Raw genomic sequence first — 18305 nt, forward strand, 5'->3', positions numbered from 1 at the left:
AGTTTTCGCCGCGGCTGCCGTAAATACATTTGACGGTAACCAATAAGACACCATGACTTCGAATCTACTCAGCATCGGTAAGAGCGGTTTGCTTGCAGCGCAGGTGGGCCTGTCGACGACCGGGCATAACATCACCAATGCCAACGTGGCCGGCTACAACCGCCAGGTGGTGCTGCAGCAGACTTCGCAGTCCAACTATGCTGGCTATGGCTTCGTTGGCACGGGCACGGAAGTGTCGCAGATCAAGCGCCAGTACGACAGCTTCATGGCCACCCAGGTCAATGCCGCGCAAAGCGCGACCAGCTCACTCGACGCCTATTACACGCAGATCAGCCAGATCGATAACTTGCTGGCCGATCCCACGGCGGGCCTGTCGCCCGCCATGCAGGATTTCTTCAAGGGCGTGCAGGATTTCAGCGCCAATCCTTCGTCGGTGGCGTCGCGCCAGGCGCTGCTGTCGAGCGCCGGCTCGCTCGCTTCGCGTTTCCAGGGGCTGAGCGCGCGCCTGACGGAGATCGGCGACGGCGTCAATTCGCAGATCACGTCGAATGTGACGGTCATCAATACCTACGCCAAGCAGCTCGCCGAGTTGAACAAGTCGATTTCCCAGTTGTCGGTCGACGCCAGCAACCAGCCCAACGATCTGCTCGACCAGCGCGACCAGCTGATCACGGAATTGAACAAATACGTGAAGGCGACGGTGCAGCCCGCTGCCAACAATACCGTCACCATTTCCATCGGCGCTGGGCAGCCCCTGGTGGTGGCCGACCGCAGCTTCGAGCTGGCGGCCACGCCTTCGCGCACGGACCCGAACCGCATCGAGGTGGGCTATGTCACGGGCAATACCGTGACCGTGCTGCCGGACAACTCCCTGACCGGCGGCTCGCTGGGCGGCTTGCTGGAATTTCGTAGCGGCACCCTGGATAATGTCCAGAACTCGCTGGGCAAGGTCGCCATCGCGCTGGCCAGCACCTTCAACGACCAGCACAAGCTGGGCCAGGACTTGAATGGCGCCATGGGCGGCGATTTTTTCAAGATTCCCGATCCCGTGATCGGCGCGGACCGCGGCAACAACACCAGCAGCACCACCGTGCTGTCGGCCAAGGTCAGCGACCCGACCAAGCTGACGGCCAGCGATTACAGCCTGAAATACGATGGCAGCAACTATGTGGTGACACGCGAGTCCGACGGCGCACACACCATCATCAATCCGTATCCGCAAACGGGGCCGCAAACCATCGACGGCGTCGATTTCTCGATCTCGGGCACGGCCGCCCAGGGCGACAACTACGTCATCCGGCCGACGGCGAATGGCGCGGCCGGTCTGAACGTGCTGATCACCGACCGCAACAAGATCGCCGCCGCCGCGCCGATCGCCACGTCGGCGCCCGTGGCCAATACGGGTTCGGGCAAGCTCAGCGCCGGCTCCGTCGACAAGGCCTACCTGGCCCCGGGCAATGCCCTGACGGGTCCCGTGACCTTGACGTATGACAAGGCGACCACCTCGCTGACGGGTTTCCCGGCGGGCCAGGCGGTGACGGTCAAGGGTTTGAACGGCGCCACCACGACGTATCCGGCCGGCACGGCGAACATCCCGTATACGGAAGGCGACAACTTCAGCTTTGGCGGCATCAATGTCAGCATGACGGGCGCGCCGGCGCAGGGCGACACCTTTACCATCAAGCCCAATACGGGCGGCGTGGGCGACAACCGTAACGCCGCGCTGCTGGCGGGCTTGCAGACGAAGAACATCCTCGATGGCGGCAATGCCACGTTCCAGGGTTCGTATGCGCAAACCGTCAGCTTCGTGGGCAACAAGACGCGCGAAGTGCAGGTCAGCGGCCTGGCCAGTCTGGCCTTGCTGCAGCAGGTTAGCACCCAGCAGCAGGCTGTCTCCGGCGTCAACCTCGACGAAGAGGCGGCCAACCTGCTGCGTTATCAGCAGTCCTACCAGGCGTGCGGCAAGGTCATGCAGATTGCCAGCACCCTGTTCGACGTGGTGATCGGCCTGGGACGTTAATCAATTTTTGCCGCGACGTAGCGCGCGGCGGCTTTCTGGAAGGGCAGCATCATGCGCATCAGCACACGAATGATTTATGACCAGGGCAGCTCGCAGCTGAACAATCTGCAGGGCGCCTTGAACCGTACGCAGATGCAGCTGTCGTCGAACCGCCGCAATCTGACGCCGGCCGACGATCCGATCGCCTCGGCGCGCGCGCTGGAAGTGACGCAGTCGCAATCGATCAATACCCAGTTCGTGACGAACCGTTCGAACGCGAAGAACTTCCTGTCGCAGGAAGAGCTGGCGCTGGGCAGCACCACCTCGCTGATCGCCGACGTGAAGGACCTGGTCCTGAAAGCCGGTAATCCGGCCCTGAAGGACGTCGACCGCGATACCCTGGCCAGGGAACTGGAAGGCCGGCTGACCGACTTGCTGGGCATCGCGAATACGGCCGATGGCGCGGGCGGCTACCTGTTCTCCGGCTATAAATCCACGACCCAGCCATTCAGCCAGACGCCGACGGGCGCCAGCTACGTGGGCGACCAGGGCCAGCGCGAACTGCAGGTGGGTTCGGCGCGCTACCTGGCCACCAGCGATTCCGGCGCCACCGTGTTTGAAAACAACCTGACGGGCAACGGCAAGTTCACCACGGCCGCCGCCGCCGCCAACTTCACGCGCGGCGGCTCGGGCGTGGTCTCGGGCGGCACGGTGACCGATCCGTCGGCATTGACGGGGCATAAATATTCGATCGACTTCAAGGTCACGGGCACGGGGACGGACGCCGTCACCACCTATACCGTCACCGACGCCACCCTGGGCCAGACGGTGCCCAATCCTGCCGTGCCCATCCCCTACAAGGCGGGCGACGCCATCACCTTCGACGGCCAGCAAGTGAACATCACGGGCAAGCCTGCCGACCAGGACAGCTTTACCCTGGAGCCGAGCGCCAAGGAGTCGTTGTTTACCACCGTGAAAAACCTGATCGGCGTACTGCGCCAGACGGGCAGTGGCGATGCTGCCCAGGCGCGCCTGACGAACGGCTTGAACGCCGCGCATAATATTCTCGATACGGCCTACGACAACGTGCTGTCCGTGCGCGCCGACGTCGGTTCCCGCATGAAGGAGCTCGATTACCTCGACAGCGCCGGTGACGACCTCGACATCCAGTACGCCACCACCCTGTCGGATCTGCAGGACCTGGACATGGTGAAAGCCATTTCCACCTTCAGCCAGCAACAGGTAACCCTGCAGGCGGCGCAAAAAACGTTCACTTCGATCTCGGGCTTGTCGCTGTTTAACTACATCAGCTAAGAACGGGCATCGGCTGGATGACCGGCAAGCCGGGGCAGGGAGGATATCTCCCGCCCCGGCTTTTTTGCGTCCGCATTCTGGTCATTTGGGCAAGATACACAGGTAAACTGTGCAGTCTACCTGTGTATCTGTTATAGTAGGGGCCGTTGATCCACTTCCGCTCCCATGCATACGACACAAGAAGACCACGAACAAGTCCTGCAACTGGCCAGCGAATTGCGCATCCTGATCGGCAAGTTGCGCCGCCGCCTGCGCGAAGAGGCGCACCTGGGGGATGTCAGCATGTCGCAGGCCTCCGTCCTGAGCCGTCTCGAGCGCGACGGTCCCGCCACGGCCAGCAGCCTGGCCCGCGCCGAAGGCATGCGGCCCCAGTCGATGGCCGCCACCGTGCAAGCCTTGACGGAAGCGCGGATGGTGACGGGTTCGCCCGATCCGGCTGACGGACGGCAAACGATCCTGACCCTGACGGACAGCTGCCGCGCCTGGATCGCGGCCAGCCGCGCCGCGCGCGAAGACTGGCTGGCGCGCACCATCGAAACCCGGCTCACGCCGGACGAAGTCACCGAATTGAACCATGCGGTGGCATTACTCAAACGCTTGGCGGAATGATCCGCTGCTAGACCTTAACACCCGGCAAGGAGCCCGCACGCCCAGATGAACAACACATTCCGTTCGCTACGCATTCCCAATTACCGTATCTGGGCCGGCGGCGCCCTCGTGTCGAATATCGGCACATGGATGCAGCGCACGGCGCAGGATTGGCTGGTGCTCAGCGAATTGACGCAGCACAATGCCAGCGCCGTCGGCATCGTCATGGCCTTGCAATTCGGCCCGCAGCTGCTGTTGCTGCCCCTGACGGGCATGGCGGCCGACTTGCTGGACCGGCGCAAGCTGCTGTTGTGCACGCAGGCGGCCATGGGATTGCTGGCGCTGGGCCTGGGTTTGCTGTGCATCAGCGGCCTCGTGCAACTGTGGCATGTGTATGTGTTTGCTTTCCTGCTCGGCTGCGTGACGGCCTTCGATTCGCCCGTGCGCCAGACCTTCGTTGCCGAAATCGTCGGCGAGGAAGACTTGACCAATGCCGTGGCGCTCAATTCCACGTCGTTCAATGCGGCGCGCATGCTGGGCCCGGCCGTGGCCGGCTTGCTCATCAGCAGCGTCGGCAGCGGCTGGGTCTTCATCATCAACGCCGTCTCGTTTGCCGCCGTGATCGGTTCGCTGTTGCTGCTGCGCGTGGAATTGCTGCGCCGCGCGCCGCGCCTGAAGGCCACGCGCGCCAGCCTGGGCGAGGGTTTCCGCTACGTGCGCCAGCGGCCCGACCTGATGGCCATCCTGCTGATGCTGTTCCTGATCGGCACCTTCGGCCTGAATTTTCCGATTTTCCTGTCGACCATGTCCGTCACGGCCTTCCATGCGGGTGCGGGCCAGTATGGCGTGCTCAGTTCGATTATGGCTTGCGGCTCCGTGGCCGGCGCCTTGCTGGCGGCGGGGCGCGGCCAGCCCACGCTGGCCTTGCTGCTGGGCGCGGCCGCACTGTTCGGCCTGGCGTGCGCGCTGGCCGCCGTGATGCCCAATTACTGGCTGTTCGGCATGATGCTGGTGGTCATCGGCATTGCCGCGCAAACCTTTACCACCAGCGTCAACAGCAGCGTGCAACTGTCGACGGCGCCCGCCATGCGGGGCCGCGTGATGGCCATCGTGCTGGCCATTTCGGCGGGCGGCACGCCACTGGGCGCACCCATCGTGGGCTGGGTGGCCGACACCTTCGGCCCGCGCTGGGCGCTGGGCATCGGCGCTTTGTCCGGTCTGGCGGCGGCCCTCGTCGGCGTGCGCTATCTGGTCAAGCATCACCAGTTGCGCTTGAACGTCGACCTGCGGCGCTGGCGCTTCGCACTCAGCAGCGACCAGCGCTGACGCTGGCAATCAGGGCGGCAGCAGGCCCGTGCGGGCGGCGGCCAGGATGGCGGCGCTCAAGCCATCGAGCAGGCTCGACGCGGCGCGCGCCGTATGCCAGTGCAGGGGCACGTCCAATGGCGCAGCGGGCAGCAGTTCGACCAGGCTGCCATTATCGAGATGGGACTGGATCAGCGCCTGCGGATGCAAGCCCCAGCCCATGCCGGCCAGGGCGGCCGTGACGAAGGCGTGCGACGAGGGCAGGGTGTGGCGCGGCAACTCCACGTGCCGGTGGCACAGGCGCCGCACCCAGCGCGCCTGCAGCTCATCCTTGGCATTGAACACGAGGCTGGGCGCCAGCGCCAGGCTGGCGGCGCCGACGCCATGGGGAAAATACCGCCGCAGGAAGGCGGGACTGGCGGCCGCCAGGTAGCGCATGGCGCCCAGCGGACGGCTGTTGCAGCCGGAAGCTGGCCGGGCCGTGGCGCTGACGGCGGCCAGCACGGCGCCGCTGCGCAGCCATTCGGCCGTATGGTCCTGATCGTCGACGGCCACTTGCAGCAGCACCGGATGCGCCGCCCCGAAGGCGGCGATGGCGGGCGCCAGCCAGGTGGCCAGGCTGTCGGCGTTCACGGCGATGGGCACGCTGGCGCGCGACATGCCCTGGGCGGCCAGCGCCGGCAAGGTGCCCTGCAAATCCTGCTCCAGCAATTGCACCTGGTCCACATGCTGGCACAAGCGCCGGCCCGTTTCCGTGGCGCGGCAGGGCTGGTCGCGTATCACCAGCGCGCAGCCGACGCGCTCTTCCAGCAGGCGGATGCGCTGCGAAATGGCCGATGGCGTCACATGCAAGGCGCGCGCCGCGCGCTCGAAACTGCCTTCGCGGATGACGGAAGCCAGCGCGGCGAGGGCGGCATAATCGAGCATGAATGAAGTTTTCCTTAACTTACTGTAGAAAAGGTAGTTTGCCTTCATTTCGTTCGGCTGGCAAGATCGCCGCATGACACTCTCGACCGCCACCACACCACTCGTTTTTTCCGTCTTCCTCCAGGGCTTGACCCTGGGCCTGGGACTCATCGTTGCCATCGGCTCGCAAAATGCCTTTGTCTTGCGGCAAGGCTTGCGCCGCGAACACGTGGGCGCCATCGTGCTGTTTTGCGCGCTGGCCGACGCGGCGCTGATTGCCGCTGGCGTTCTGGGCATGTCCCGGGCGCTGGGGCAGCGTCCCATGCTGGCCAGTGCGCTGGCGCTGGGCGGCGCCATCTTTCTGGCCGTCTACGGTTGGCAAGCCCTGCGGCGCGCCCGCCGTCCCCAGCAGTTGCGTACGGCCGAGGGCGGGGCCGGCCTCGGCCTGGCTGCCATCCTGGCGCAGGCGGCCGCCTTTACCTTGCTCAACCCCCATGTCTATCTGGATACGGTATTGCTGGTGGGAAGTATCGGCGCCCAGCAGCCGGGCGCGCTGCGCGCCTGCTTCATTGCCGGCGCCAGCGCGGCCAGCCTGCTGTGGTTTGCCTCGCTCGGCTATGGCGCGCGCTGGCTGGCGCCGTGGTTTGCGCGGCCGCGGGCCTGGCAAGTGCTCGATGGTTTGATCGGCGTGACCATGTTCGTACTGTCGGCGCTGCTGCTGCGCCACGCGCTGGGCTGATAGGTCTGATCAGCGCGCGGGCGGCAGCGGCGCCGGCGCAGGCAGTGCGGGACGCAAGGGGTTCGGCGGCGCCGGCGGTGGTGGCCGGTCGCGCATGGCAAAGCCGCGCGGCAGCAAACGCGCCGTTTCTATGCCGCGCAGGAACATGTTCTGGAAGGGCGTGGCCAGGTAAGGCAGGACCATGCCGATCACCAGCAAGCCCACGCCCAGGGTGACGGGAAAACCGATACCGAAAATGTTCAGCTGCGGCGCGGCGCGCGTCAAGATGCCCAGGGCCACGTTGGTCAGCAGCAGGGCGGCGATGATGGGCAGCGAAATTTGCAGGCCGGAACGGAAGATTTCCCCGCCCCAGGCAGCCAATTGCTGGAAACCGCCGCCGCTGATGGGGCTAGCCGAAATGGGCAGGCTGACAAAGCTTTCCGCCAGCGCCGCAAGCAAGACCAGGTGGCCATTGACGGTCAAAAACATCAAGGTGGCCAGCATGACGAGGAACTGGCTGATGGCGGACGACCTGCCCTTGGTTTGCGGATCAAAGAACGAGGCAAAGCCCAGGCCCATGGTGAGACTGCTGAGTTCGCCGGCCATTTCGATGGCGGAAAACACGATGCGGATGGAAAAGCCCATGGCCAGGCCCACCAGCATTTCCTGCGTGAGGATCAGCAAACCGGGCAGGGACATCGGGTTGACGGCCGGCAAGGCCGGCACGGTGGGGGCGATGATCATGGCCAGCAGCGCGCCCAGGGTCACCTTGACGGTGGCCGGCAGGGCCGCATTGCCGAACAGGGGGGCGGCCGCGATCAGGCCGAGGATACGGCTAAGCGGCCACAGCAATGCTGCGATCCACGTATTGAGTTCGATGCTGGACAGGGTCAGCATGGCAACAGTGGCTGCACTAACCCACCAGGTTCGGGATGCCCGTAAACACCTGGCGCATGTAGTCGAGCATGACGGACAGCATCCACGGACCGGCCACGACGATGGCGACAAAGATGCCGACCAGCTTGGGGATGAAGGAGAGGGTCGCCTCGTTGATCTGCGTGGCCGCCTGGAAGATACTGACGATCAGGCCGATGATGAGGGCGACGAGCAGCATGGGCGCGGCCACCATCAGCGTGATTTCCATCGCATGGCGGCCCAGGGTCATGACGCTTTCGGGTGTCATCTGCTTCCCCTAGTAAAAACTCTGAGACAACGAGCCCAGCAGCAACTGCCAGCCATCGACGAGCACGAACAGCATCAGCTTGAACGGCAGCGAGATCGTGGCGGGCGACATCATCATCATACCCATCGACATCAGCACGCTGGCGACCACCATGTCGATGATCAAAAACGGGATGAAGATGGCAAAGCCGATCTGGAACGCCGTCTTCAGTTCACTGGTGACGAAGGCGGGCACGAGGATGCGCAGCGGCACGTCTTCCGGACCTTGCAGGGCCGGTGAGCGCGACATTTTGGCAAACAGGGCCAGGTCGGCCTGGCGCGTCTGCTTGAGCATGAAGGTTTTCAGGGGATCGACGCCCTTGTCCATCGCCTGCTGCATGGTGATCTTGTTTTCCTGGTAGGGCTGGTAGGCATCCGTATAGATCTTGTCGAACACGGGCCCCATGACGAACAGGGTCAGGAACAGGGCCAGGCCCACCAGCACCTGGTTCGGCGGTGCCGATTGCGTGCCGATGGCCTGGCGCAGCAAGGACAGCACGATGATGATGCGCGTAAAGCAGGTCATCATCAACAGGGCCGCCGGCAAAAAGGTGAGCGACGTCATCAGGATGAGCGTCTGCACCGGCAGCGAGTAATTCTGGCCGCCGCCCGGCGCCGGCGTGCTGTTGAAGGCCGGGATGCCAGGCTGGGCCATCGCCCACAGCGGCAAGGCCAGGGCAACGGCCGCCAGCAGCCAGGTCAGGGGAGTCTTCAAGGTGGACCACGCCATCTGCTGCTTATTTCCCATTGCGTTTTTCGATGGTCTGTTTCAGCCACTCGGAAAAATTGGCGGCCGCAGGGCCGTTTTGCGCCGTGGCCAGTTGCGGCAGATCGCCTTCCTGGCGCGGCATGGTGGCCAGCGCGTTGATCCGGCCTGGCGAGGCGCCGACGACGATCCACTGGTCGGCCACTTCGACGAGGACGATGCGTTCGCGTCCGCCCAGGTTCAGCGAGCTGACGACGCGCATCTTGTTGTTGCCGCCCATGACCTTGGGGCCATAGCGTTTCATGAACCAGGCCAGGCCGATCAAGAGGGCCAGCACGAACATCAGCGCGAAGATGGTTTGCAGCAAGCTGCCGGCCGAGCTTGCCGGCGCCATCGTCGCCGGTGCGCCAGGCGGCATGGCGGCGGCAGGCGAGGCAGCCGGAGAAGCTGCTGGCGCCGCTACGGCGGCAGGCGGTGTCTCGCTTGCCACGGCGACGGAAGCGCTGGCGGCGCTGGCCGCTGGTGCGGACGCGGCTGGCGCTTCAGCCAGCGCAATGCTGCATGCCGCCATCAGCGGCAGCATGGTGGAAATCAACAGGCCAGGCTTCATTTATTCAATTTTCGGATGCGTTCGGAAGGCGTGATGATGTCGGTCAGGCGGATGCCGAACTTGTCATTGACCACCACCACTTCGCCCTGGGCGATCAGGCAGCCGTTGACCAGCACGTCCATCGGTTCGCCGGCCAGGCCGTCGAGCTCGACCACGGAGCCCTGCGCCAGTTGCAGCAGGTTCTTGATGGCGATCTTGGTGCGGCCCAGTTCGACCGTCAGCTGCACGGGGATATCGAGGATGAAATCGATATCGTTGTGCGTTTCCGACTTCGACGCCTGCTTGGAAAAGTCCTTGAACACGGCGGCGCTGGCGGCGCTGGCCGTATTGGCGGCCTGGTTCTGCAGCGCTTCGGCTTCCGCCTTGGCCTGCTCGGCAATGGCCGCGCCCCAATCGTCTTCCGCGCTTTGGTCGTCTTGGTTGTCAGACATGTGTTTCTCCTGTTGTACAGAGTTGGCCGCCAAGCGGCCAGTGTATATATTAATTGTAACGCCTGGCAAAATCGTAGCGAGCGGCAGTGATTTGTGGCTAAGAAGCGCAACCGTGCTGGAACACGGTGAGCATCGCAGGCCGCAAAGCGCGACGCGCAGTAGGTTTGGTCAGGTGTTTAGTGGTTGTTCATGTTATCGGCATTGGCGAGGAGTTTCTCCACCTTCAATGCATATTGTCCGTTCAACACGCCATACGTGCAATCCATCACGGGCACGCCATCGACGGTGGCGGCGATCAGTTCGGGAATATTCAGGGGGATAATGTCGCCCACCTTCATGTTCAGGATTTCATCGAACGACACGCGCGCCGTGCCCAGCGAGGCCACCAGCTCGACTTCGGCGATCTGGATCTGCTGCGTCATCAGGCGGATCCAGCGCTTGTCCACTTCCAGCGCCTCGCCCTGCAGGCTTGAGGTCAGTGAATCGCGGATCGGCTCGATCATCGAATACGGCATGCAGAAGTGAATTTGTCCGGAAACGGAGCCCAGTTCCACCGTAAACGTGGAAGCCACCACCACCTCGTTCGGCGTGGCGATATTGGCGAACTGCGTGTTCATTTCCGAACGGATATATTCGAACTCGACGGGGAAGACCGGCTCCCACGACTTGGTATACGCTTCGAAGACGATGTCGAGGATGCGCAGGATGATGCGCTGTTCCGTCTGCGTAAAGTCGCGTCCTTCGACGCGCGTATGGAAGCGTCCGTCGCCGCCGAACAGGTTGTCGACCAGCAGGAAGACGAGGCCCGGATCGAACACCATCAGGGCCGTGCCGCGCAGCGGTTTCATGTGCACCAGGTTCAGATTGGTCGGCACCACCAGGTTGCGGATGAACTCGCTGTATTTCGACACGCGCACGGAACCGACCGACACTTCGGCGCTGCGGCGCAGGAAGTTGAACAGGCCCACGCGCAGCAGCCGGGCGAAACGCTCGTTGATAATTTCCAACGTTGGCATCCGGCCGCGCACGATGCGCTCCTGGGTTGCCAGGTTGTAGGTACGAACTCCCGTGACATCTTCCGGCGCCTGCGCGTCGTCCTGGTCTCCGTTGACGCCCTTCAGAAGGGCATCGACTTCTTCCTGGGAGAGGAAATTATCGGCCATGGCTGCTTATTGAATGATGAATGCGGTAAATAATACGTCCGTCACGTCCTGCTCCGGCCCTTTGTCCTCGAACGGCTGGTTCACCTGATTGATGATTTCGGCCGCCAGCTGCTGCTTGCCTTCCACGGTATTGAGTTCGGACGCCTTCTTGCCCGACAGCAGCAACAGCAAGCGGCTGCGCACTTTCGGCATGTTCAGCTTGATGGAATCCATTTCTTCCGGGCTGCCCACCTGCAGGGTAAACGCGATCTGCAGGTATTGCTCGCCATTTTCCGGCTGCAAGTTGACGGTGAACGCATCGACGGGCACGAATACGGGTGGACCTGCCTTGGAAGCGGCATGTTTTTTCTTGCTCGGTGCCGATTCTTCTTTATCGGCCTTGCCATGCAGGAAGTACCAGGCGGCACCGCCACCGATGCCGCCGGCCACCAGCACCGAGGCCAGCACAATGATCAGAAGCTTCTTTTTCGAGGCGCCGGCGGGAGCCAGGCCTGCATCTGCTTTCGGATCTGCTTTCATTTTTGGATTTGCTTTCAATGGTACTCGGGTGCATGGAAGTGGATCACGACGCCATTATGTCATTATCGGCAAATTCTGCGCAGAAGGATGCAGTGAAAAGAGGGCGGAAGCGCCCTCAACTCGCTGTTTTTATACGAAAAGTTATGCCGTGGGGCGCGCCTGTGGCCTGCGGACGACGAATTGTCCTCAGGCAAAGGTATCCACGGCACTCAGGCTGGCCCGGCTGCGTCCGCCCGTCGCCGGGGCGATGGCGATCTCGCCTCCGGAAGTGCCGCCGCCCTGGCCATTGCCACGGCGTTCGCCCGAGGCGGCGCGTTCGCCATTGTTTTGCTGTTCCGGCGTGCCGGCCGAGACGGTGGCGCTGCCGAAGGCGATGCCCGCTTCGCTCATCATTTCGCGCAGGCGCGGCATGGCCGCTTCCAGCGCCTGGCGTACTTCCGGCTGGGCCGACATGAAGGCGGCGTCGGCCTGGTCATTGGTCACCGTCAAGACCACTTGCACGGGACCCAGGTCGGGCGGATTCAGGGTCAGGGTGGCGCTCTGGTCGCCACCGGCCGCCATCCACACGACTTTCTGCCCCAGTTGCTGGTCCCAGGCTGGCGAGCCGACCCGGCCCGTCAGCTTGTCGGCCGGCACGGCCAAGGCGGCGGCAGCCTGCTGCAGCGCGCCTGGCTGCAACTGGGCCGCCAGGCGGCTCAGGTCGGCTGGTGTTTCCTTGAGGATCGGTTCGGCCACGGCGGCACCCGCCTTGGCGGTGGCTGCCAGCTGGGCGTCGATGGCCAGCTTGCCCGGTTCGGCCTTGCCTGCCGGCACGCCGGTGCCTGGTGTGGCGGCCGCCTTGCCCTGGGCCTGGCCCAGGCTGTCGGCAAAGTCGCCGCTGTCCGCTTGCGCGATGACGGCGGCCTTGCCGCTGCCCTGGCCGGCTGCCAGCAATGGTCCAGTTGCCAGGCCCTTGCCGTCGGCCTTGACGCTGGAACGCGCGGGCAGTTCCGGCATGGCTTTGGCCGCTGGCGGCTGGATGGCCAGCTGGATGTTGCCCACGAGGGCCAGCATCGCGGCGGCCGGATCGGCTGGCGGCGCTGTTTCGGCGGGAACGTTGGCCTCGGCGACGGTGCTGTCGGTGGCGGGGGGGGCCGCCGCTTCGGTGGACTGTGCTGGCGGTTGTTCGCTGCTGGCGGCCTGTTCTGTGCCCGCTTGCGCCGGCTTCGCTTCATTGGCGGGCGCTGGCGTGGCGGCGGGGCTGGCAGGACGCGCCGCCGGTGCTGCCGCTTGCGTTTGCGCCATATTTCGGCTGGCCTGGCGTTGCTCGATCTGGCGGTTCAGGGTGCGCTGGAAGTCGCCCGCCGTGCCGCTGGTGGACGGCTGGCTGCGGTTGGCTGCGCCCGGCGTGGCGTTCGGCGAGATAATCTGGGAAATCGGGGTTGGCTGGGTTTGCATGATGCTGCCTTAGTGTTGCTTAGCGTTTGTAATAGGCTTGTCGCGCCGCGTGCTCATCCATTGCTTTCTGGTCGCGCTTGTTTTCCAGCTTCAGCGCCTGTTCCTGCGCCCGGTTGTTCAGGGTGGTGTACGACATGCGCTTGCGTTCGGCCAGCTGCCAGCGCATCTTTTCATTGTCGCTGCGCGCTTGCGCATGCTCGACCACTTGCTGCTGGCCCATGATGGCGCTGTCGAGCTTGCCCATGAAAGCCTGGAAATTGCGGTAAGCCATCGGCGTGATGCCGCTGCTCATGCTCGCCTCGAAGCGCTTGGCATAGTCGTCGCGGTAGCCGGACAGCATGTCGAGCTTCTGGCGGCAATCGTCGAGCGCCTTCAGGGCCGCGCCCAGGCGCTTGGCGCAGTCGTCCGTTTCGCGCTGGGCAAGGTCGATCAGGGTTGCAAGTTGGGAAGGAGAAGCCATGGCTGATTATATTCCCGCTATGCAAGTCCTAATCAGTCGAATAGAGCGGTAAGTTGCCCCAAGCTCTCGTCCATGCTGACCCGCTCCGTGATTTGCTGTTGCAAAAACGCCTCGATCTTTTCATGCAGGGCGATGGCCTGGTCCAGCACGGGGTCGGTGCCGGCGCTGTAGGCGCCCACGCTGATCAGGTCGCGGCTGCGCTCATAGCGCGAATACAGCTGTTTCAGCTTGCGCGCCTGCTGCTGGTGCTCGTGCGTGGTGATCGAGTGGGCCGCGCGCGAAATCGATTGCTCGATGTCGATGGCCGGATAATGGCCCGCCTCGGCCAGGCGCCGGTTCAGCACGATATGGCCGTCCAGGATGGCGCGCGCCGAGTCGGCGATCGGGTCCTGCTGGTCGTCGCCTTCGGTCAGCACGGTGTAGAAGGCCGTGATCGAGCCGCCGCCTTCCTCGCCATTGCCGGCCCGCTCCACCAGCACGGGCAGCTTGGCGAAGACGGACGGCGGATAGCCCTTGGTGGCGGGCGGTTCGCCGATGGCCAGGGCGATTTCGCGCTGTGCCATGGCGTAGCGGGTCAGCGAATCCATGATCAACAGCACGTTCTGCCCCTGGTCGCGGAAATACTCGGCAATGGCCGTCGCATATGCGGCCCCTTGCAGGCGCATCAGCGGTGGCGTGTCGGCCGGCGCGGCCACGACGACGGAACGGGCCAGGCCTTCGGCGCCCAGGATTTGCTCGATGAATTCCTTCACCTCGCGGCCCCGTTCGCCGATCAGGCCGACGACGATCACGTCCGCTTCCGTGTAGCGGGCCATCATGCCAAGCAGCACGCTTTTACCGACGCCGGAACCGGCGAACAGGCCCATGCGCTGGCCACGGCCTACGGTCAGCATGGCGTTGATCGAGCGTACGCCCACGTCCAAGGTATCGACGATGGGCGCGCGGCCCAGCGGATTGGCGGGACGTACATTGATGGGGGCGCTGTCGACCGTGTGCAGGGGACCGAGCTGGTCGAGCGGGCGGCCAGCGCCATCGAGCACGCGGCCCAGCAGTTGCGGCCCCACGGGCAAGTGGCGCGCGCGGTCGCTGGGGCGGCGGCGCGGGTGCGCCACGCTGCCGGGGCGGGGGATGGCCGGTTCGACGGAAAACACGCGCGTGCCGGGCACGATGCCCTCGACGTCGCTTTGCGGCATCAGAAACAGGCGCTCGCCTTCAAAGCCCACCACTTCCGCCTCGACCCGGCCGCCATTTGGCAGCGGCACGGTACAGGCGGCGCCGACGGCCAGGCGCAAGCCCACGGCTTCCATCACGAGACCGGCCACGCGCGTGACCCGGCCTGAAATTTGCATCGGTTCGACAAAGCCGACGACGGCCGAACAGTCGCTCAGGTAGGCGCGCCAGCGCGCCGCATGGGCCGTGGGGCCTTTGACGGGCTCGCTCACGGCGCCAGCCAGTCCAGGTCTTTGCCCAGCGCATGCGTCAGGCGCTGCCAGCGGGTGGATGTCTGCGCGTCGATCTGGTTGCTGGCCGTGTCGATCTTGCAACCGCCGCGTTCCACGCTGGGGTCTTCGATGACACGCCAGCCGCCCTTGTCGAGCTCATCGCCGATGCCGTCGCGCACCACTTGCGCATCTTCCGGATTGAGCATCAGCAAGGCCGGTTGTTGCAGCACGGGCAAGTATTCGATGGCTTCGCGCACCACGGGCAGCATCAGTTCGGGGCGCACGGGCAAGGCAGTTTTCAGCATGCCCTTGGCCAGCTGCAGGGCCAGTTCCATCACGTCGTTGGCGATCAGTTCGTCTGCCTGGTGCACGGCCGTGCCGAAGTCGACGGCGATGGTTTGCAGGTGCGCCAGTTCCACGGCGGAGGCCGCCTTGCCTTGCGCATACGATTCGGCATGGCCATCGGCATGTCCGGCCGCATGGCCTTCCGCATAGCCGGCCGCGCGGCCTTCCTCGAAGGCCGTGGCGCGCGCTTCCTCGCGGATGGCGTCGAGCTCTTCCTGCGTCGGGTATTCGAGCGGCGGGGCCAGCTCTTCCTCGTGCAGTTCGGCAAACGGGTCTAGCTCGGGCTCGGGGTCCGGTTCCAGCAGCTTGCGCGCCGCCACCACGCTGGGACGCTCGTCGCCAAACGAGGTCATTTCCCAGCGCTGGTAGGCGGTTTGCTGCTCTTTGGGAATCAAATTAGACAAACGAATCCTCGCCTTTTCCGCCTAGGACAATCTGCCCTTCGTCCGCCAGGCGGCGCACGATCTGCAGGATCTGTTTCTGCTGCGATTCCACTTCCGATAGGCGCACGGGGCCTTTCGACTCGAGGTCTTCGCGCATCATCTCGCCGGCGCGCTGCGACATGTTCTTGAAGATCTTGTCGCGCAGCTCTTGCGAGGCGCCTTTCAGGGCGATGATCAGCATTTCCGACTGCACTTCGCGCAGCAGCAACTGGATGCCGCGATCGTCGATATCGATCACGTTGTCGAACACGAACATTTCGTCCATGATCTTTTGCGCCATGTCGTTGTCGTAGTTCTTGATGTTGTCCATGACGGAGCCTTCTTGCTCGCCGCTCATGAAGTTCAGGATCTCGGCTGCCGCGCGCACGCCGCCCAGCGACGATTTCTTGATGTTTTCGTTACCCGACAGCAGTTTCGTCAGCACGTCGTTAAGTTCGCGCAAGGCGGCCGGCTGCACGCCGTCCAGGGTGGCGATGCGCAAGACCACGTCGTTGCGCAAACGGTCCGTGAAATGGCCGAGGATTTCGCAAGCCTGGTCGCGCTCCAGGTGGACGAGGATGGTGGCGATGATCTGCGGGTGTTCGTTGCGGATCAGCTCGGACACGGATTGCGAATCCATCCATTTCAGCGATTCGATGCCGGACGCGTCCTTGCCGCCCAGGATGCGTGACAGCAGCACGGACGCCTTGTCGTCGCCCAGCGCCTTGGTCAGCACCTGGCGGATGTACTCGTCCGAATCGAGGCCGACCGTGGAATTGAGTTCCGTCTGCGCGCGGAAGTCGCCGAGCACCTCGACCACCTGCTCGTGCGCGATACCCTTCATGGTGGCCATGGCGGCGCCCAGTTTCAGCACTTCGCGCGGGCCGAGGAATTTCATCACTTCGGCCGCTTCGCTCTCGCCCAGTGCCAGCATCAGGATCGATGCTTTTTGCAGTCCCGTTGTCTCAGTCATTATTGCCTATCCATGCTTTGATCACGTTGGCCACCACGCGCGGGTCTTCCTGCGCCAGTTTTCTGGCCATCGCCAGGTTTTCGCGATAACCGCGGGCAGTGTCTTCTTCCAGTTCTTCCAGTTCCGCTTCGCTGAGCAGGACTTCGTTTTCTTCGTCCGTCTTCTCCAGTTCCGGCTCGATGACGGGCGGCGGTGCGCCGAAATCGTCGATCTTGCGCATCACGGGGCGCAACATCGGGCGCACGATCTTGATGAAGATATACAGCAGGATCAGGGCCGTGATGAGGAATTTCGCCAATTCCTTGGCCAGCGGCAAGTTGGCCGGGTCGCGCCACCACTCGAGCTTGCCTTCCGGCGCACGGTCGATGCCGTCGAACGGCGAGTTGGCCACGCTGAAGCTGTCGCCGCGTTCCTTGTTATAGCCCATCGCTTCCTTGACCAGATTATTGATCTGGACCATTTCGGCAGGGGAAATCGGCTTGACCGTGACCTTGCCATCCTTGTCGAAAGTACGGCGATAGTTGACGACGACGGCCACCGACAGGCGGCGCAAGCCGCCCATGGACTTCTGCTCGTAACGCACGGTCTTGTCGACTTCATAATTCGTCGTCGATTCCTTCTGTGTCGGCGCCGTCGGTGCGCCGCCCGGGGCGCCTGGCGCCTCGGCCGTCAATGGCGCCGTCGCCACGCCAGGCGGCTGGTTCGACAGCGCACCCGGCACGCCGGATGGGTTGGCATTGCCGGCGGCCGTCGACTCGCTCGTTTGCTGGCTGCGGATGGTGGACGCTTCCGGCGGCGAATTCGGCTTGTAGGTTTCGGCCGCCTGCTCGCTTTGCGAGAAATCGACATCGGCCGTCGCTTCGGCGCGCACATTGCCTTCGCCGACGATGGGCAGCAAGATCGATTCGACCTGCTTGATCACGCTTTGCTGCAACTGCTGCACGTACTTCAGCTGGTTCGGGTCCAGGCTCTTGATGCCGTTGGCGCGGTCCTTGTCCTTTTCCTGGTTCGACAGCAAGGTGCCGGCCTGGTCGACCACGGTGACATTGATCGGCAGCAATTCCGGTACGCTCGACGCCACCAGGTGGACGATGGCGCTCACCTGCAGCTGATCGAGGCCGCGGCCCGGATGCAGGTTCAGCAGCACGGAAGCCGTCGGTTTTTGCTGTTCGCGCACGAAGACGGACGGTTTCGGCAGGGCCAGGTGGACACGCGCCGTATCGACGGCGGAGACGGATTCGATCGATTTGGCCAGTTCGCCTTCCAGTGCGCGCTGGAAATTGACCTGTTCCAGGAATTGCGACACGCCCAGCTTCTGGTTTTCCATCAGTTCGAAGCCCACGTTGCCGCCCTTCGGCAAGCCTTGCGCGGCCAGTTTCAGGCGCGCGTCGTGGACTTGCTCGGATGGCACGAGAATGGCGCCGCCGCCTTCGGAAAACTTGTGCTTGATGCCCAGCTGGTCCAGCGAAGCGGTGATGGCGCCGCCGTCGCGGTCCGTGTAATTGGAGAACAGGACTTTGTATTCAGGCGGCTGGTTCCACATGTACAGGGCCACGCCGATGGCGATCAGTGCCGCCACGCCCAGGCCGCGCAAGAAATTCTTGCCCATCGGCGTCTTGGCGAACGCTTGCACGGACTCCACGGGCGAGCGGGCAGGCGCCGGTTCCGGCGGTATGCGGTTCACATCGATTTCTTCGGCTACAGCCATGATTGCCTTCCGGGGCGCGTATGTTTGCTAATGAGTGG

19 protein-coding genes are annotated in these 18305 nt (G+C 63.9%); 5 read left to right on the top strand and 14 right to left on the bottom strand.

Features of this window, described 5'->3' with window-relative positions:
* The first annotated feature begins 52 nt into the window (after window positions 1–52).
* The 4 genes from flgK to JAB6_RS16160 all read left to right on the top strand — a co-directional run bounded on the left by flgK (window position 53) and on the right by JAB6_RS16160 (window position 5227).
* Window positions 53–2020: a flagellar hook-associated protein FlgK gene (gene flgK / locus JAB6_RS16145; protein ID WP_070303624.1), complete on the top strand. Its 1968-nt coding sequence runs from the start codon at window positions 53–55 to the stop codon at window positions 2018–2020.
* A gap of 51 nt (window positions 2021–2071) precedes the next feature.
* Window positions 2072–3313 carry a flagellar hook-associated protein FlgL gene (gene flgL / locus JAB6_RS16150; RefSeq protein WP_034754058.1) on the top strand — a complete coding sequence of 414 codons (1242 nt, stop codon included), beginning with the start codon at window positions 2072–2074 and terminating at the stop codon, window positions 3311–3313.
* 165 nt (window positions 3314–3478) lie between these two features.
* Window positions 3479–3922, top strand: coding sequence for a MarR family winged helix-turn-helix transcriptional regulator (locus tag JAB6_RS16155; RefSeq protein ID WP_070303625.1), 444 nt, complete (start codon window positions 3479–3481; stop codon window positions 3920–3922).
* A gap of 45 nt (window positions 3923–3967) precedes the next feature.
* Window positions 3968–5227 (top strand): MFS transporter, encoded by a 1260-nt coding sequence (locus JAB6_RS16160; protein ID WP_070303626.1) that lies wholly within the window; start codon window positions 3968–3970, stop codon window positions 5225–5227.
* A 9-nt stretch (window positions 5228–5236) separates the two neighbouring features.
* Here the strand turns inward: JAB6_RS16160 and JAB6_RS16165 are convergent, their stop codons facing one another.
* Entirely contained in the window at window positions 5237–6133 is an 897-nt protein-coding gene (locus JAB6_RS16165; protein ID WP_070303627.1) for a LysR family transcriptional regulator ArgP, read from the bottom strand.
* A 73-nt stretch (window positions 6134–6206) separates the two neighbouring features.
* Here JAB6_RS16165 and JAB6_RS16170 point away from each other — a divergent pair, with 73 nt between their 5' ends.
* Entirely contained in the window at window positions 6207–6851 is a 645-nt protein-coding gene (locus JAB6_RS16170) for a LysE/ArgO family amino acid transporter (RefSeq protein WP_070303628.1), read from the top strand.
* Between the two features lie 9 nt (window positions 6852–6860).
* Here the strand turns inward: JAB6_RS16170 and fliR are convergent, their stop codons facing one another.
* The 13 genes from fliR to fliF all read right to left on the bottom strand — a co-directional run bounded on the left by fliR (window position 6861) and on the right by fliF (window position 18267).
* Window positions 6861–7727, bottom strand: coding sequence for a flagellar biosynthetic protein FliR (gene fliR, locus JAB6_RS16175; protein ID WP_070303629.1), 867 nt, complete (start codon window positions 7725–7727; stop codon window positions 6861–6863).
* Between the two features lie 16 nt (window positions 7728–7743).
* A complete protein-coding gene (fliQ, locus tag JAB6_RS16180; protein ID WP_034754044.1) occupies window positions 7744–8013 on the bottom strand; it encodes a flagellar biosynthesis protein FliQ in 270 nt (89 codons plus the stop codon).
* Window positions 8014–8022: 9 nt separating this feature from the next.
* A complete protein-coding gene (gene fliP, locus JAB6_RS16185; protein ID WP_223279098.1) occupies window positions 8023–8706 on the bottom strand; it encodes a flagellar type III secretion system pore protein FliP in 684 nt (227 codons plus the stop codon).
* A gap of 82 nt (window positions 8707–8788) precedes the next feature.
* Window positions 8789–9367: a flagellar biosynthetic protein FliO gene (gene fliO, locus JAB6_RS16190; RefSeq protein ID WP_070303630.1), complete on the bottom strand. Its 579-nt coding sequence runs from the start codon at window positions 9365–9367 to the stop codon at window positions 8789–8791.
* Entirely contained in the window at window positions 9364–9798 is a 435-nt protein-coding gene (gene fliN / locus JAB6_RS16195; protein WP_034754038.1) for a flagellar motor switch protein FliN, read from the bottom strand. Before fliN ends, fliO begins: the two co-directional genes overlap by 4 nt.
* A 176-nt stretch (window positions 9799–9974) precedes the next feature.
* Window positions 9975–10961: a flagellar motor switch protein FliM gene (gene fliM, locus JAB6_RS16200; protein WP_034754035.1), complete on the bottom strand. Its 987-nt coding sequence runs from the start codon at window positions 10959–10961 to the stop codon at window positions 9975–9977.
* Window positions 10962–10967: 6 nt separating this feature from the next.
* The gene (fliL, locus tag JAB6_RS16205) at window positions 10968–11480 is read right to left on the bottom strand and encodes a flagellar basal body-associated protein FliL (protein ID WP_034754032.1); all 513 of its coding nucleotides are present in this window, start codon (window positions 11478–11480) and stop codon (window positions 10968–10970) included.
* Between the two features lie 186 nt (window positions 11481–11666).
* Window positions 11667–12917: a flagellar hook-length control protein FliK gene (locus tag JAB6_RS16210; protein ID WP_070303631.1), complete on the bottom strand. Its 1251-nt coding sequence runs from the start codon at window positions 12915–12917 to the stop codon at window positions 11667–11669.
* 19 nt (window positions 12918–12936) lie between these two features.
* Window positions 12937–13377, bottom strand: coding sequence for a flagellar export protein FliJ (gene fliJ / locus JAB6_RS16215; protein WP_070303632.1), 441 nt, complete (start codon window positions 13375–13377; stop codon window positions 12937–12939).
* Window positions 13378–13409: 32 nt separating this feature from the next.
* On the bottom strand, window positions 13410–14726 hold the full coding sequence (fliI, locus tag JAB6_RS16220) for a flagellar protein export ATPase FliI (protein ID WP_235194273.1): 1317 nt from the start codon (window positions 14724–14726) through the stop codon (window positions 13410–13412).
* 89 nt (window positions 14727–14815) lie between these two features.
* On the bottom strand, window positions 14816–15568 hold the full coding sequence (gene fliH, locus JAB6_RS16225; protein WP_302622674.1) for a flagellar assembly protein FliH: 753 nt from the start codon (window positions 15566–15568) through the stop codon (window positions 14816–14818).
* Complete coding sequence (fliG, locus tag JAB6_RS16230; RefSeq protein WP_034754023.1) at window positions 15561–16559, bottom strand: flagellar motor switch protein FliG; 999 nt, start codon at window positions 16557–16559, stop codon at window positions 15561–15563. The genes fliH and fliG overlap by 8 nt, the downstream gene beginning before the upstream one ends.
* Window positions 16552–18267 carry a flagellar basal-body MS-ring/collar protein FliF gene (gene fliF / locus JAB6_RS16235; RefSeq protein WP_070303633.1) on the bottom strand — a complete coding sequence of 572 codons (1716 nt, stop codon included), beginning with the start codon at window positions 18265–18267 and terminating at the stop codon, window positions 16552–16554. Before fliF ends, fliG begins: the two co-directional genes overlap by 8 nt.
* Window positions 18268–18305: the final 38 nt, after the last annotated feature.

It is taken from the genome of Janthinobacterium sp. HH104 (assembly GCF_001758715.1).
GTDB classification, from domain to species: Bacteria; Pseudomonadota; Gammaproteobacteria; order Burkholderiales; family Burkholderiaceae_D; genus Janthinobacterium; species Janthinobacterium aestuarii.

What these genes read in the sequence shown, in the direction of transcription:
- JAB6_RS16160 (WP_070303626.1), top strand. Translation starts at nt 3,968, where the DNA reads ATGAACAACACATTCCGTTCGCTACGCATTCCCAATTACCGTATCTGG.
- flgK (WP_070303624.1), top strand. Translation starts at nt 53, where the DNA reads ATGACTTCGAATCTACTCAGCATCGGTAAGAGCGGTTTGCTTGCAGCG.
- JAB6_RS16170 (WP_070303628.1), top strand. Translation starts at nt 6,207, where the DNA reads ATGACACTCTCGACCGCCACCACACCACTCGTTTTTTCCGTCTTCCTC.
- fliQ (WP_034754044.1), bottom strand. Translation starts at nt 8,013, where the DNA reads ATGACACCCGAAAGCGTCATGACCCTGGGCCGCCATGCGATGGAAATC.
- JAB6_RS16165 (WP_070303627.1), bottom strand. Translation starts at nt 6,133, where the DNA reads ATGCTCGATTATGCCGCCCTCGCCGCGCTGGCTTCCGTCATCCGCGAA.
- fliP (WP_223279098.1), bottom strand. Translation starts at nt 8,706, where the DNA reads ATGGCCCAGCCTGGCATCCCGGCCTTCAACAGCACGCCGGCGCCGGGC.
- fliO (WP_070303630.1), bottom strand. Translation starts at nt 9,367, where the DNA reads ATGAAGCCTGGCCTGTTGATTTCCACCATGCTGCCGCTGATGGCGGCA.
- fliG (WP_034754023.1), bottom strand. Translation starts at nt 16,559, where the DNA reads ATGACTGAGACAACGGGACTGCAAAAAGCATCGATCCTGATGCTGGCA.
- fliI (WP_235194273.1), bottom strand. Translation starts at nt 14,726, where the DNA reads ATGCAAATTTCAGGCCGGGTCACGCGCGTGGCCGGTCTCGTGATGGAA.
- fliL (WP_034754032.1), bottom strand. Translation starts at nt 11,480, where the DNA reads ATGAAAGCAGATCCGAAAGCAGATGCAGGCCTGGCTCCCGCCGGCGCC.
- fliR (WP_070303629.1), bottom strand. Translation starts at nt 7,727, where the DNA reads ATGCTGACCCTGTCCAGCATCGAACTCAATACGTGGATCGCAGCATTG.
- fliM (WP_034754035.1), bottom strand. Translation starts at nt 10,961, where the DNA reads ATGGCCGATAATTTCCTCTCCCAGGAAGAAGTCGATGCCCTTCTGAAG.
- JAB6_RS16210 (WP_070303631.1), bottom strand. Translation starts at nt 12,917, where the DNA reads ATGCAAACCCAGCCAACCCCGATTTCCCAGATTATCTCGCCGAACGCC.
- fliN (WP_034754038.1), bottom strand. Translation starts at nt 9,798, where the DNA reads ATGTCTGACAACCAAGACGACCAAAGCGCGGAAGACGATTGGGGCGCG.
- fliF (WP_070303633.1), bottom strand. Translation starts at nt 18,267, where the DNA reads ATGGCTGTAGCCGAAGAAATCGATGTGAACCGCATACCGCCGGAACCG.
- flgL (WP_034754058.1), top strand. Translation starts at nt 2,072, where the DNA reads ATGCGCATCAGCACACGAATGATTTATGACCAGGGCAGCTCGCAGCTG.
- JAB6_RS16155 (WP_070303625.1), top strand. Translation starts at nt 3,479, where the DNA reads ATGCATACGACACAAGAAGACCACGAACAAGTCCTGCAACTGGCCAGC.
- fliJ (WP_070303632.1), bottom strand. Translation starts at nt 13,377, where the DNA reads ATGGCTTCTCCTTCCCAACTTGCAACCCTGATCGACCTTGCCCAGCGC.